Annotated in this window: 11 protein-coding genes and 3 pseudogenes; 10 read left to right on the top strand and 4 right to left on the bottom strand. The window is 69.2% G+C overall.

Annotated features, from left to right (window positions below):
- Positions 1–199 precede the first annotated feature (199 nt).
- Positions 200–1,401 (top strand): annotated as a pseudogene (locus ACFVT1_RS31080) (IS110 family transposase).
- Here ACFVT1_RS31080 and ACFVT1_RS31075 read toward each other — a convergent pair.
- The 3 genes from ACFVT1_RS31075 to ACFVT1_RS31065 form a co-directional block, all read right to left on the bottom strand.
- A complete protein-coding gene (locus ACFVT1_RS31075; RefSeq protein WP_389801262.1) occupies positions 1,394–1,882 on the bottom strand; it encodes a hypothetical protein in 489 nt (162 codons plus the stop codon). The pseudogene ACFVT1_RS31080 and the gene ACFVT1_RS31075 overlap by 8 nt on opposite strands.
- Before the next feature lie 78 nt (positions 1,883–1,960).
- Positions 1,961–2,158, bottom strand: a complete 198-nt coding sequence (locus ACFVT1_RS31070; protein ID WP_389801259.1) for a hypothetical protein — start codon at positions 2,156–2,158, stop codon at positions 1,961–1,963.
- Between the two features lie 151 nt (positions 2,159–2,309).
- A complete protein-coding gene (locus ACFVT1_RS31065; protein ID WP_389801257.1) occupies positions 2,310–2,918 on the bottom strand; it encodes a hypothetical protein in 609 nt (202 codons plus the stop codon).
- A 394-nt stretch (positions 2,919–3,312) separates the two neighbouring features.
- Here ACFVT1_RS31065 and ACFVT1_RS31060 point away from each other — a divergent pair, with 394 nt between their 5' ends.
- The 3 genes from ACFVT1_RS31060 (at position 3,313) to ACFVT1_RS31050 (ending at position 7,151) form a co-directional block, all read left to right on the top strand.
- Positions 3,313–3,441 (top strand): hypothetical protein, encoded by a 129-nt coding sequence (locus ACFVT1_RS31060; protein ID WP_389801255.1) that lies wholly within the window; start codon positions 3,313–3,315, stop codon positions 3,439–3,441.
- Positions 3,442–4,047: 606 nt separating this feature from the next.
- Positions 4,048–4,683, top strand: a complete 636-nt coding sequence (locus tag ACFVT1_RS31055; RefSeq protein WP_389801253.1) for a hypothetical protein — start codon at positions 4,048–4,050, stop codon at positions 4,681–4,683.
- A 518-nt stretch (positions 4,684–5,201) separates the two neighbouring features.
- Positions 5,202–7,151 carry a hypothetical protein gene (locus ACFVT1_RS31050; RefSeq protein WP_389801251.1) on the top strand — a complete coding sequence of 650 codons (1,950 nt, stop codon included), beginning with the start codon at positions 5,202–5,204 and terminating at the stop codon, positions 7,149–7,151.
- Between the two features lie 486 nt (positions 7,152–7,637).
- Here the strand turns inward: ACFVT1_RS31050 and ACFVT1_RS31045 are convergent, their stop codons facing one another.
- The gene (locus ACFVT1_RS31045; protein WP_389801282.1) at positions 7,638–8,003 is read right to left on the bottom strand and encodes an amidohydrolase family protein; all 366 of its coding nucleotides are present in this window, start codon (positions 8,001–8,003) and stop codon (positions 7,638–7,640) included.
- A gap of 410 nt (positions 8,004–8,413) precedes the next feature.
- Here ACFVT1_RS31045 and ACFVT1_RS31040 point away from each other — a divergent pair.
- The 6 genes and pseudogenes from ACFVT1_RS31040 to ACFVT1_RS31015 all read left to right on the top strand — a co-directional run.
- A pseudogene (locus ACFVT1_RS31040) lies at positions 8,414–8,602 on the top strand (helix-turn-helix domain-containing protein); the annotation flags it as partial.
- A 119-nt stretch (positions 8,603–8,721) separates the two neighbouring features.
- Entirely contained in the window at positions 8,722–9,123 is a 402-nt protein-coding gene (locus ACFVT1_RS31035) for an IclR family transcriptional regulator C-terminal domain-containing protein (RefSeq protein ID WP_389801249.1), read from the top strand.
- Positions 9,120–10,788, top strand: a pseudogene (gene hutU / locus ACFVT1_RS31030) (urocanate hydratase). Before ACFVT1_RS31035 ends, hutU begins: the two are co-directional and overlap by 4 nt.
- The gene (locus ACFVT1_RS31025; RefSeq protein ID WP_389801247.1) at positions 10,785–11,723 is read left to right on the top strand and encodes an arginase family protein; all 939 of its coding nucleotides are present in this window, start codon (positions 10,785–10,787) and stop codon (positions 11,721–11,723) included. Before hutU ends, ACFVT1_RS31025 begins: the two are co-directional and overlap by 4 nt.
- A 46-nt stretch (positions 11,724–11,769) precedes the next feature.
- Positions 11,770–12,105, top strand: a complete 336-nt coding sequence (locus ACFVT1_RS31020; RefSeq protein WP_389801280.1) for a glycine betaine ABC transporter substrate-binding protein — start codon at positions 11,770–11,772, stop codon at positions 12,103–12,105.
- Positions 12,106–12,193: 88 nt separating this feature from the next.
- Positions 12,194–13,261: an aromatic amino acid ammonia-lyase gene (locus ACFVT1_RS31015; protein WP_389801277.1), complete on the top strand. Its 1,068-nt coding sequence runs from the start codon at positions 12,194–12,196 to the stop codon at positions 13,259–13,261.
- The last annotated feature ends 384 nt before the right edge of the window (positions 13,262–13,645 follow it).

Below are 13,645 nucleotides of genomic sequence, written 5' to 3'. Positions count from 1 at the left end.
CGGCAAAGACCGCCCCACCCCCGATCCAGCCCGCTACACTCCCCACACCCAAGCCGCTGACCAGCGCTAATGAAGAAGTCCGGCTGGAGTACTAGCATGCCCACCGACTCCTCCGGGAGGCAGGGAGGCTCTTCGTAATGTGGATGTGGCGATCGGTGTCGACGGACGGCCGGGTGGGCACGACTGAAGGACGCACGTAATCGACACCGGTGACATCGACGTCTACCTCGGTCTGGACGTCGGCAAGGGCGAACACCACGCCACCGCCGTCATCCCAGCCGGCAAGAAGGCGTTTCGACAAGCGCCTGCCAACAGCGAACCGAAACTGCGCAAGATATTCGTAAAGCTCCAGGCCAAGCACGGGACCGTGCTCGTCGTGGTCGACCAGCCCGCATCGATCGGCGCCCTGCCGCTCGCCGTGGCGAGAGACACGGGCTGCCGGGTCGCCTAACTGCCCGGTCTCACGATGTGCCGGATCGCCGACCCCTACCCGGGCGGGGCCAAGACCGACGCCCGCGACGCGTTCATCATCTCAGACGCCGCCCGCGCGATGCCCCACACCCTGCGGGCGATCGAACTCGACGACGAGACAGTCGCCGAGCTGGAGGTGATCGTGGGGTTCGACGACGACCTCGCGGGCGAGGTGACCCGTGTCGAAACCGGCTCCGCGGCCTGCTCACCCAGATCTATCCTCACCTGGAGCGAGTGATCGGCCCGCGCATCCAGCACCCAGCCGTCCTGACGCTGCTGGAACGGTTCGGACCCCCGGCCCAGATCCGCAGGGCCGGACGCCGACGGCTGGTCAACCTCATACGCCCGAAGGCCCCGAGAATGGCCGAGCGCCTGGTCGACGACATCTTCACCGCACTCGACGAGCAGACCTTCATCGTCCCGGGCACCGACGCCGCCGCACTGATCGTCCCCAGCCTCGCCACCTCGCTGACCGCCGTGCTCGACCAGCGCAAAATCCTGGCCGCCAGGATCGAGGAACTCCTGGAGACTCACCCTCTTTCCCAGGTCCTGACCTCGATGCCCGGCATCGGCGTCAGGACCGGAGCCCGCATCCTCATCGACATCGGCGACGGCAGTAGCTTCCCCTCCGCCGCCCACCTCGCCGCCTACGCCGGCCTCGCCCCGGCGACCCGCCGTTTGGGGTCCTCGATCCGTGGCGAGCAACCGTCCCGCCGGGGCAACAAGCAACTCAAACGAGCCTTCTTCCTGTCCGCGTTTGCCACCCTGGCCGACCCTGCATCCAGGACCTACTACGACAAGAAAATCGCCCAGGGCAAACACCACACCCAAGCCATCCTCTGCCTCGCCAGACGCCGGGCCGACGTTCTCTTCGCGATGCTCCGCGACGGCACTTTCTACGAACCACGGCCAGCAGCGGCGGTCACATGACCAGAGGCTCCGCCAACAGCACCACCTGATCGGCCTCAACATCGAACCCGAGCACCGGATGACTGTGGTCGCCGCCCTCGGCATCCATCAGCACCGGCTTGCCCAGCCGCCGCCCGACCACCCGCAAGAAGCCGCAGAACACATCCAGTCGCTCCTGGCCCTGGAGCTCCCGCAGATCAACATCGAAGTCGATCTCCTCCACCGCCCAGAACCGGAAAATCGCCAGCACACCGGCAGCCGGCCAGACCCTCAGCTCCGGGCACTCAGCGTCAACCGCGCGAGACAGAACTTCGTCCGCCCGAGGCACTGGCAACACCGTCTCGCCCTCGGAGTACTGAAACGTCCAGCCGCTCACGCTGACGAGGTCCAAAACCGCCTGCCAGTCCTCAACCGAGGCATCAGGAACAACCACGTCCGGCAGCGACCCCATCAAATCCGGGTCGAAGAAGCTCACTACGTCATCCCACAACAAGTCAGGCATCACGCCATGCTGCCCCGAACCTCACCAGAACGCAGCCCGATTCCCTTGATGAACCCCATAGGGGCCCCCGAGCGACACCTACTTGCACACGGACCCGGGCGCGATCCCGAAAAACTCGGCCACCTTGTCCCTCCTCATGGTGGCGTGCTGCACCAGGTCGTCGTGGTGCAGCACGGCGAGGGCGCGGCGGGCGTGGTCGGCCGGCACGGCGGCGGTGCGGGCCTGTGGGTCGAAAGCCTCTTCCCGGGCGGGTCCAGAGGGCGCGTCAGTAATCACCCCGAAAGCGTGTCCTGCCCGCCGAGGGCAATGACGGACTTTGCAGTATCGGGAGTCAGGGCGGCGAACTGGGCCACGGGCTCGCCACGCAGGAATGTCTGGCCGAGGCTGCCCTGCCGTCGCGGGTGGAGAGTCCGGTACGGGTGGCGTGTCAACCACAGGGGACTACATCCGGCACCTCCTCTTCCGCACAGGTGTATTGGCTGCACGGAATGAAGATCTCGAACCGATCCCCGGCTAGCTGGAGCACGAGCTGGCCGACAAGCCGGCCGCCCACGCGAACCTCGCCCGCCTGTTTCTGCACTGGTTCCTGCTGCGACGCGCCCGCCAGCGCGTGGCCCTCCGCCGCTGCCCGGCCTCTGCGGACCGCGGCCTCAGACGGCGCATCAGCGTCGCCCTGGAACTTCTGGCCTGAATCGACCAACGAGAACTGGCACTCGAAGACCTCGCCCAGGAGCACATCGACGACTGGTTCACCGGTGGCATCAGTCAACGGTGCTACCTGATCCGGTACTCCCTGAATTGGACCACGATCCGCCAGCTCACCTTCCCCTCCATCCCGCACCAAGAACCCCAGGCCCTGCTCTACGAGGACGACCGCTGGAACCTCCTCCAGCCTTGCCTCACCGACACTCTGCCCCTGGACATCCGGGCCGCCGACGCGATCACCCTGCATTTCGGCCGGTCCCCCGAGCGGCTCTGCAATCTGACGCCGGACCACCTGCAACTCGACGACGGCACACACCCGCACGAGCGTCACACTCCCCGCCCTGAACGAGCCGGGCCTCTACCTCTCCAACGTCACCTCGCTGGAGGGCCTCGAGAAGGAGCATGGGGGTCATCGGGATGCCTCCTCACCCAGGCGGGTTACGCGGTCCAGGGCGTCGCGCATGTGGGTGGCGGCGATGTGCGGGTTGACGGACATGAATCGCAGCGGGGCCGGGGCGGCTCCGCGCCGGATGTGGCCGAGGTCGTCGGGGAGGGTGAACTGGTCCAGGTGCCGGCGTCCTTCGTCATCGGGCGGCGGTGGGTGGCCCGGTTCGCCTCGTTGAGCCGCTCTGCCTCCGTGCCGGCCGCGTTTCCGGGGCGGATGCCGGGCGGCAGGTGAGGTTCCCCCGCCGGGCAAAAGTGGCTGACCAGCCGCCCTGGACGGGTTGACGTCATTTCAGATCTGCGGCCAGGGCACGGCGTTGCGCTTCTTCACGGGCGATCTGCCGGGCGAGGGCATCACGGCACGGGGCGATGGCGGCGAGGGCCAGGCGCTCGGCGCTCGGCGCTCCTGAGCGGGTGGGCGCCGCCGGTCCCGCCCCAGTGCGCGCACCGTCCCGAGCCGCCTGTCCCGGGCGCTGCGATCGTATGGGCGGTGCCCGGCAGGGGGCGGGTCGGTCCCCGCAGATGGTCTGCGCGCCCGGACAGGTCCTGGCGCTTGCCCGCCCGGGTCCTCCAGGCGGTCGGCCCCGGCCGCGGCGGGCAGGCCGTGCCCGCCGGCGTCGGCCACCGCCCCACCTGGACGAACCCTGCTGTAGGCGGTCACGTTTGCCGGACAGCCACCGCCCATGCAGCCCTCTTGGAACCTACGACAGCCCACATGTCAAGCAGCGACTTGCCGACACTTCCCGGCACACCAACGCCACATCGGGTGAGCAGGCGTCAGAAGATCACCTGCAAGGACTAATGGTCACTCAACTCAACGTAGTTTTTGGGAAGTTGACGGCTGGCCAGCTCGCCCCGGAAGGACGTAAAGGGGCTCTGCATACCCGATCAGCCCCACGAAGTCAGGGCTCCCGATTTGCTCGATATGACAGGAATAAGAGGTGTTAGTACGTTCAGTCACACACCGGCTGTCACAGCGGGACTGTCTCTGAGGTCCGAGAAGGAGAACAAGCGACATGATCATGACCCGTTCCCACGCAATCGCCACAGCCGTCGCCGCCGCCGCGGCCCTGACCGCGACCGGCATCACCTACGCCTCCGCCGTCCCCGCCCCCCAGGCGCAGGCCCAGGTGGCCCCGGCCGCCATCACCGCCCAGGCCCCCATGGGCGGAGAGGGCGGCAACACCGGCAAGGGCAACGAAGGCAAGGGCAACGAAGGCAACGAGCGCCGCGGCAACGAGCGCGAGGGCAACGAGCGCGAGGGCAAGCGCCACCACGAGGAGGGCAGGATCCACATCAACGAGCGCGAATACTCCGGCCGCCCCGACGGCTGCATCACCGTCGTCAGCGGCCTGGGCGCCAAGAGCTTCAACATCCGCAACGACAGCCGCAACGAAGTCGAGGTCTTCCGCGGAGCCGTCTGCGACAACGGCGCCCCCATCGCCACCGTCGGCCGCTTCAGCTCCGCCAACAACATCCGCCCGGGCAAGGACGAGGACGAGGACTTCGAGAAGGGCGAGCACCACAAGAACAAGCACCACGAGAAGATGAATGACGGCGTAAAGGTCAAGAACGGAGTCGTCGCCAGCTTCCGCGTCATCAAGCGCCACCACGACGAAAAGGGCGAGGGCGGCGACTTCGGCGACTACTAAAACCAGCAACCACCTGAGACACATACCGGAGGACCCCGGCCCATCACAACCGGGTCGCGACCCTCCGACCAGACACACAACACAGAATCCCGGCCCGCCGCAATCGGGCCGGGATTCTCGTCTGGACAGGCTGGTGACGCCGCCCGTGCCGCCAGGCGTGAGGCTCCCGCGGCGGCGCATGGCCGCGAGCCCCACGTGTAGTCGACTCTGCTCTCTCATCCTCAACTCGCCCTCCAGAAACTCGAGGTGACCTGACGGGAGACACGCCGCATGGCTAATGTCGGGTGTGTCAACTGTTGGACGCGACGTAGGGGGGCAGCGTGGACGATCGCCGGCCGGGCAGCGGCGCCGACGAACCGAAGTCACAGAACCAGCCGCCTCCACCGGTCGTGCCGCCAGACCGGCGCCGGCCCGACGACACGGCGCCCCTCTTCCCTCCGCCCCCCGCCGTTCCCCCGCCGCCACCCCACCCGCCTACCCTGCCACCGGCCAGTCCTGCGGGCAGGCGGCATCTGCACGTGGCCCTGGCGTTGGGCGCTGCGCTCATCGTGGTCGTCGGTGTGCTCTGGCCGGATGGCTCGGGCAGCTCCGGCACGGGCTCTGACGGCGCGGGCGGCGAATCCCCGGCGGCCGCCGCAGCTTCCAGAGGCGCGTCTGCGGCCCGGGGACTGGAGACGCTGCCGGGTGTGCACCTGTCGGCCGCGTACGGTCCGGGCGATGGAGAGCCCGAGACCCGGGCCGAGCTGACCGTCACCTCCGACGGCAAGGCGACCGGAACCCTCCAGCTGCCCGTGACCGGCAAGGCCGCCATGGCGTGGTCCGGCGACCAGCTCTATCTCAAGGGCGACAACGACTTCTGGGCGCAGCAGAACCCTCACTACGGGCGTGACCTGACCAGCAGCGGCCACTGGGTCGCGCCGGAGAAGCGCGACGGCTACTACATGCTCGACAGCTTCGGCGTGAACGCGGGCTCCCTGAAGCCAGGGTCGCTGGCTTCCGTCGTGCGAGAGGTCACCTCCGATCCCTCTGTGGTTGTGGAAGACGCTGGGAGCGTGCAGGGACGCAGAGCCACGTCCTACGTCGCGCAGGGCCGGACGGTCACCCTCGCCGACGACGCCCCGCACACGGTCTTCGCCATCGGAATCAACCCTGCCGATGCCAGCCCGATCGAGACGGCGTCCTGGCGTCCGCCGTCGAGCAGCCAGGCGATACGTACTGTCCACCGGGTGCTGTCCGACGACGACAGGTTCTACAACCCGTACCTCATTGCGAAGCCGAAACCCGTCACGGACAAGGAAACGGCCGCCGTTCGGGAGGCAGCCGCCGAAGCGGAGACCGCCGCCGTGCCTCCCTTGACGTCCGCTCAGAAGGTGGCGGCCTCCCAGGGGCCGGTCTTCAATACCACCTTCAACAGCCCCTACCTCTGCACGACCAAGCCGTGCTCGTACTCCTTCACGGTCAAGAACGACGGGGACGAGCCGGGGGAAGCCACCTTGCATGTGAGCTTCCCGGGCATCCCGGATCGGGCTCACCCGCTCGGCACACTGGCCCCCGGGCAGTCCAAGGAAGTCAGCGGTACGCGTCCCAACGCAGCGACGGGGACAGGGAAGACCGTGCGGCACACCGACTTCTCGTGGGTGTACTCGTCTGCTGTGTACGGGCCCGACCCCAAGGTGGGCCGGCGTCTGCACGCACGGGCCCTGAAGCCGGACGACGTGTTCGTCGCCACTCCGCTGAAACCCACGGTCGCGAAGCTGCTGGACGATATGACGAAGGACGCGGCCAGCGCCGATACGGAGACCAACGAGAAGGCGGTCGAAGCCCTGCGTGACGCCAATTCCCGGGGTCAGCTTCCCCTGCTGATGGTGATCGCTGCCTCGGGGCGCCTGGAGAACCCCGAGGACCTGGCCGAGAGCCTCTCCACCACGGACAAGATCGGCGGTGTCCGGGTCCTTCAGCAGGTCGCGCACCTGTTGAAGACCGACCCGAAGGCACGCGTGTGGTTCGACGGGGGTTACAAGGCCGACGACGGCGAGACATACAAGACCGACTACATCTTCATCAGCAACCAGGGCGGCCAGGAGATCAAGCGTGCTGTCCAGGTCAAGACCATAGAGTCCTGGAAGAAGCTCTGGCCACGGATGGGCGATGCCGCCGAACAGCTCAACGGTGAGCACAAAAAGGGAAAGGCCACGAAGGGGAAACGGGGTCCCGAAAAGGCTCCGCCCAGCTTTGAACGGGTCGTCCAGATCAACCTGGAGCCGAGCGTGGGCGACGGGTACTTCTACAACAAGACTGACCTGGAGCGGATTCTCCGGCACAAGAACTACGCCCAGGCGCGGAAGAGGCTCTGCAAGGAGAACGGCGAACTCGGCCTCGACCGCTTGGTCATCGCCAACGCGACCGGCACCTACGAATGGACCGACCTGAGCAAACTCGACCTGCCCTGCCAAGAAGCCGACCGGTGACACATTCACGTCCTCAAGGCGCGGGGCGCGCGTCTCGCCCCACGCACGGGTCTGGCGCGGTAGATGCCGGATTTGCAGCGGCAGGCCCCCTACGGTGATCCGCGATCTGCGCCGGGTTTCCGGCCGCTGAGCCGGGGTGTACGCCTTTGCTGCGGCAGTGCCGGAAGGGCGGGATCGGCAGCTGCCGGCGCACGGTATCCAACTGCGACGCAGGCACCGGCGCCTGCGTCGCGTCCCGGAGCTTCATCTGCGGCAGGCACTGACTGCCTGGGTGCAGGAGGAGGGGGGCTGACCCGGGATCCTGGACACGGGCTATGCGGCTGGAGCCAGGCTGGAGTGGTCCTGTATTGGTCTGATGCTCCGGCATGTCGTCGGAAGGCCCCGTGTTACGGGGCCTTCCGACGACGTTCAAGAGATGGGTACTACTGGGTGGCGGCTGTCTGCTCGCTCTGTGTGGCCAGTTCCTTCGTCGGGTACGCCGCATCCTCACCCCACCGTCGCCGGCGCTGACGTGGGTGCCGTCTCGGAGTTCCGCGCGGCACGGCCGGCGACCGCGACCTCGCCGTCGACGAGGACGCTGTCCACGAGGTTCTCTCCGAACCGGTGGATGACCATGCCGTGTGCGGGCACCTGCCGGATGACGAGGTTGGCCCGCTTGCCCGGCTCGATGCTGCCGACGTGGTCCTCGCGGTCGAGGGCCGCGGCTGCGTTGATCGTGCACATGTGCCAGATCTCCGCGTAGGAGAGGCGATAGAGGCGGGCGGCCGTCTGCATGACGGTCTGCATCGACAGACCGGAGCTGCTGCCGGGGTTGTAGTCGGTGGACAGCGCCAGGGTGGCGCCGGAGTCGATGAGACGGCGGGCCCAGGCCGGGCGGTCGGTGTGGATCGGGGGCGCTGCCGACCGGGGATGGTCTCGAGCATGTGGTGGGTGACGGTGGGGAAGATGACGCCGACCGTGTCCCCGGCTGCCAGGGCGGCCAGGACGTCGGGTGACGCCGTGTCCAGGTGGTCTGCCGAGGAGGCGCCCAGCGCCACGGCGAGGGCCGTGCCGCCCGCGTCGCCGGTCTGGTCGGCGTGCAGGCGCAGACGGAAGCCCAGGGCGCGGGCGGCCTCGGCGAGGCGGGAGTACTCGTCGGCGGTGAAGCGGATCGGGTCGCAGGCCAGGTCGCAGTACTCGGCCTAGCGGCGGGCGTTGGGCAGGGTCTCAAGGATCAGGCGGAGGTAGCCCTCGCGGTCGTCCAGGTACTCGGGCGGCAGGGCGTGGGCGCCGAGGTAAGTGGTGACCACCTCGACCGGCTGGCCGGGTTGGTTGAGTCCGTCGACCGGGTCCTCGCGCTCCTGGTGGCCGTCTGCGAGTCCCGTTCGGTGCCGATGGCCGAGGCCGCCCGGCGGGTGAACCTGCCCGCGAGCACGGCACTGCGGCTGCTGCGGGCGCTGGAGAGCTGGGACCTTGTAACCCGCAAGGAGGACGGTGAGTTCTCCGCCGGCCCCCGGTTCCTGCAGCTCGCCGCCCAGGTCAGCAGCGACGACGTACTCAGCCAGGAGGCTCGCCCCACCTGGAGGCGCTGGTGGCCGCCACCGGCGAGTCCGCGTACCTCTCGGTGCGCGGCCCCGCGCAAAGCACCCTCTGCATCGCCCAGGTCGAGGGCACACACGCCGTACGGCACCGCAGCTGGGTCGGCCACTCGGTGCCCCTGGACGACACGGCGGCCGGCGCGGCAATTCGCGGAGACGTCCCCGACGAGGGCTACGTCGTCTACCGCTCGACGCTCGAGCCGGACGTCACCGCGATCGCGGCGCCCATCCTCTCCGCGACCGGCTCACCGCTCGGCGCGCTGAGCATCGTCGGGCCCACGTACCGCATCGACGACGACGCTCACGCCCGCCTCGGCGGCCTGCGGGTCCTCCACACCCGTGCCCTCAGCGAAGCACTGAGGCATGCGACACCATCCCGCAAGGAGAGCACGTGAAACACGGCACGGACCCCGGCCTCGGCCGGGGCGCAGAGCTGCGCTGCCACGGTTGGCGCCAGGAAGGGATCCTTCGGATGCTGGAGAACACCCTGGCCAACGCCGAACGGCCGGAGGACCTGGTGGTCTACGGCGGAATTGGCAGGGCCGCGCGGGACTGGCCCAGCCTGCACGCGATCGTCGACGAGTTGAAGACCCTGGCCGACGACGAGACCCTGGTGGTCCAGTCGGGCCGGCCCGTGGCGGTGTTCCGCACCTTTACCACCAGTCCCCGTGTCGTGATAGCCAACGCGAACCTGGTGCCGCGCTCTGCCACCCCCGAGCGGTTCGCCGACCTGTAGGACGCCGGGCTGACCATGCACGGGCAGTACACCGCGGGCTGCTGGGCCTACATCGGTGGCCAGGGCATCGTCCAAGGCACCTACGAGACCTTCGGCGCTTGTGCGCAGCGGTCCTTCGCCGGCTCGCTCGCCGGGCGGATCGTCCTCACCGCAGGGCTCGGCGGGATGGGCCAGGCCCAGGCCCCGGCGGTCGCCGTGAACGGCGGCGTCGCCCTGATCTGCGAGATCGACCCCGCCAGGATCGACAGACGCAAGGACTACCTCGACCACGTCACGGACGACCTCGACGAGGCATGGCGGCTGTGCCGGGCGGCGGCCGAGCGACGCGAGCCGTGCGTGGTCGCCCTGGAAGCGAACGCCGCCGACGTCGCCGGGGAACGGTGCGCCGCGGCACGCTGCCCGACGTCGCCACCGACCAGACCTCCGCCCACGACCTGCTGCGCGGCTACGTCCCCAGCGGCCTGGACATCGCCGGGGCAGACGCACTGCGCTCCGAAGACCCGGCCGACTATCGCGCCAGGGCACAGCAGACCCTGCTGCGCCACGTCGAGGCGCTGCTGGCGATGCGCCGAGCGGGCGTGGTGGTCTTCGAGTACGGCAACGACATCAGTCGGGCCGCCCTCGAAGTGGGCCGGCACGACGCCTTCGACATTCCCGGCTTCGTACCGGACTACATCCGGCCGTCCTTCGCGGTCGGCCGCGGCCCGTTCCGCTGGGTGTGCCTGTCCGGCGACCCGGCCGACCGGGACGTGCTGGACGCCGCCGCACGGCGGCTGTTCCCCGACGACGAGCTGCTCCAACGCCGGCTCGGCAAGGCGGCGCGCACCCTGCCGGTCGAAGGGCCGCCCGCCCGGATCTGCTGGCTCGGGCACAAGGCCAGGGAGCGCATGGCTCTGGAGATCAACCGCCTGGTGCGCGCCGGAGAGATCAGCGCGCCCGTCGCGATCACCCGCGACCACCTCGACTCGGGCTCCTGCTGCTACCCGACGCGGGAGACCGAGGCGATGCCCGACGGCTCCGACGAGGTGGCCGACTGGCCGTACCTGAACGCGATGCTCAACGTCGCGGGCGGTGTCGACCAGGTCGCGATCCACAGAACGCGGGCATCATCGGCGGCTCGGCCTCGGCCGGCACGACCGTGGTCTGCGACGGCAGCGGCGAGACCGACGAGCGCCTGAGGCGCTGCATGGAGAGCGATCCGGGCATCGGCGTGGTGCGTCATGTGACCGCCGGTGTGCCCGAGGCCGCCGACAATGTCCCGGCCTCCGGGCTGCACGTGCCCGCGGTGGCCGTGGGCGGAAACCCCACGAAGGAGAACCGGTGAAGCAACCGCTCAGATCCCCCGGGACCGGCTTTCTGCGCGCACCTGTGTGCACCGACCTCGAGCAGGTCGATGCGGACTTCGCCGTCCTCGGCATCCCGCACGGCGTCCCGTACCACATGCAGGGAGTTCACTCCGACGCGGCGAACGCCCCGGCCGAGTTCCGCCGCCGCACTCAGCGCTTCGCTCGCCTGGTCGAGCACTACGACTTCGACCTCGGCGGCACCCTCTTCGGCGACACCGGTGCCACCCTCGTCGACTGCGGCGACCTGGACGGCGACCCGCGCCGGCTGGAGGAGAACAAAACCCGGGCGACCGCCTCGGTCGCCACCCTGCTGAAGCGCGGCGCGGTTCCCCTCGTACTCGGTGGCGACGACTCCGATCCCCCGCTCGTCGTGCGCGCCTTTGAGGGGCGCGGGCCCGTGAACGTGCTACAGATCGACGCCCACCTCGACTTTCACGACGAGGTGAACGGCATCACGGACGGCTACTCCAGCCCGATGCGGCGCATCCGCGAGATGCCGTGGGTCGGCCGTATCGTCCAGGTCGGCCTGCGCGGCACCGGCAGCGCCCGTCCGATCGACGTCAAGGAGGCGCAGGCCGCGGGCAACGTCCTCGTCACCGCCGACGAGGTGCGCGAGCGCGGCGTGGACGCCGCGCCCGGCCACCTGGTGGACGACGCGCCCTGGTTCGTCACCCTCGACGTCGACGGCCTGGACCCCGCCATTGCCCCGGGGACCAGCTGCCCTCTCCCCGGCGGCCTGGACTTCCGCGAGGCCGCGGGCATCCTGCGCGGCCTGGGCCGGCGCTGCGACTTCGCCGGCATCGACATCGTCGAACACTTCCCGTCCCTGGACGTGCGGGACACGACCTCGGTCACCCTCGGCCGGCTGCTGATGAACCTCATCGGTACGGCAGCCCGCCGCCGTACCGCCTGACCACTTCGTCAACTGCCCGCCCGCGGGCGGGCCACCCAAGCTCGTCCTGGGCGGAGCGCCGGAACTGCGCACGCGCTTCGTCGGGGTCAAGGGACCCAAGCAGGTCTACGGCCTGGACTTCAAGCAGTACAAGCCGCTCGACACAGCAGGCCCCCTCACCGTCGCGGCACTCAAGGGCGGCGTCATCGACGTCGCGAACCTCTACACGACGCAGAGCACGATCAAGCAGAACGGCTTCGTCGTGCTCGACGATCCCAAGCACCTGGTCGCGGCCGAGAACGTCCTGCCCGTCGCTCGGAAGTCCAAGATGTCCCCAAACGTGCAGTCCACGCTCACGCCGTGTCGGCCGAACTCACCACGAAGGACCTCGCCGCACTGGTGAAGCAGGTCGAAATCGACAAGAGCCTCCCCCCAGACCGTGGCCAAGAGCTACATCAGCGAGCACGGACTCAACTAGACATAAAGGAGCGCTGCGCCGCGGCGTACTGCCCGTGGTGCACCAGTACGGCACCCTCGGCACGGCCGACCTCACGGCACTGGCCGAGATTGCCCTCACCCTGGCTGGAGAACGCCCGTGGGCGCAGGGCGACGTGCCGCCCGTGAACCTGAGCACCGGTGACGCGCTTGCCTTCATGAGCAGCAGCGCGGTCGCCCTGGCCGGATCGGTGCACGTCGGCTCCGAGCTGCGGCAGCTGCTGCGTGCCAACCACGCGGTGACAGCCCTGTCCTTCCTCGCGCTCGGCGGCAACGCGGAGGCGTATGCGGCAACCGTGCACCGGGCCCGCGCCCATCCGGGCCAGGTGCACCGCGCGGCCGAGATACGCAGGCTCCTTGCCCTGGACACGCGGCCCGCGCCCGGCCGCCGCATCCAGGACCCGTGCGGACTACGCGCGTTCCCACAGGTCCAGGGCCCTGCCCTGGAGAGCCTGGACCACCTGGAACGCGTCCTGGACGTCGAGATCAACGCCCGCGCGGAGAACCCCCTCGTCGACACCGACGAACAGACGGTCTTCCACCACGGACACTTCCGCACCGCGTATGTGGCGACCGCACTCGACCAGGTCCGCGCCACGGTCCACCACGTGGCCGCCCTGTCCGCCACGCTGCTGCGCCACCTTGCCGAACCGGCCATGACCGAGCTACCGCTGTACCTGGCAGAGGCGCAGACGGGCAGCTCCGGAGTCATGATCCTTGACTACGTGGCCCACGACGCGCTTGCGCGGATGCACGAGGCGGCCAGGCCGGCCACCCTCGCCAGCGCCGTCGTCTCCCGCGGGCTGGAGGACCACACAGGCTTCGCATCACACGCGGCCCGGCTCGCCGAGACCACGGTGGAGGCATTCCGGCAGGTACTCGCCTGCATACTCGTGGTCGCCGTACGCGCGCTGCGCATGGGCGCCGCGGAGCTGCCCGACGTTCCCGCAAGGGCAGCGTACGAGCTGGCCGCGGAACGGCTGCCCGCAGATCTCGAGGATCGCTCGCTCACGGAGGACGTCTACAGCGCGGTGAATCTCCTTCCGCGGCTCGCGGCCATCTGACGACGCTACTCATCGTCGAGCAGTCAACTACTGATGGCCACGCGGCGGCCTGCCGGGCGCGGACCTGCTCCCGCTCATGCCCGCGAGCCCTCTCGACGTCACGTCTTCGTGCAGCCGCTGCTCGGTGGCCGCACCGTGCTCCACCTCGGAGGCTGGTCTTCTGGATCCGGATCCGACACCGACCGGCGAACTGCTCGACGTGGTCAGCTGTGCCGACGCGGACCGGCAGCCGCGAGGAGTCCTGCGAGTGTCCCCTCGTCCCAGGTTCGCGGGGACCATGCGCCCATGAGAAATGTGCGCGGAGTGGGGGCGGTCGCCGCCGCGGTGGCCGCGGCGTTTCAGGGTTCAGGCCACCATCGACTCAGGCCCCGTGAGCTTCCGCCC

Source organism: Streptomyces sp. NPDC057963 (assembly GCF_042887155.1).
Classification (GTDB): Bacteria; Actinomycetota; Actinomycetes; order Streptomycetales; family Streptomycetaceae; genus Streptomyces.
This window is presented reverse-complemented; position numbering and strand designations above follow the sequence as displayed.

Coding starts and splice junctions, on each gene's coding strand:
- ACFVT1_RS31075 (WP_389801262.1), bottom strand. CDS start 1,882: ATGCCTGACTTGTTGTGGGATGACGTAGTGAGCTTCTTCGACCCGGAT.
- ACFVT1_RS31055 (WP_389801253.1), top strand. CDS start 4,048: ATGATCATGACCCGTTCCCACGCAATCGCCACAGCCGTCGCCGCCGCC.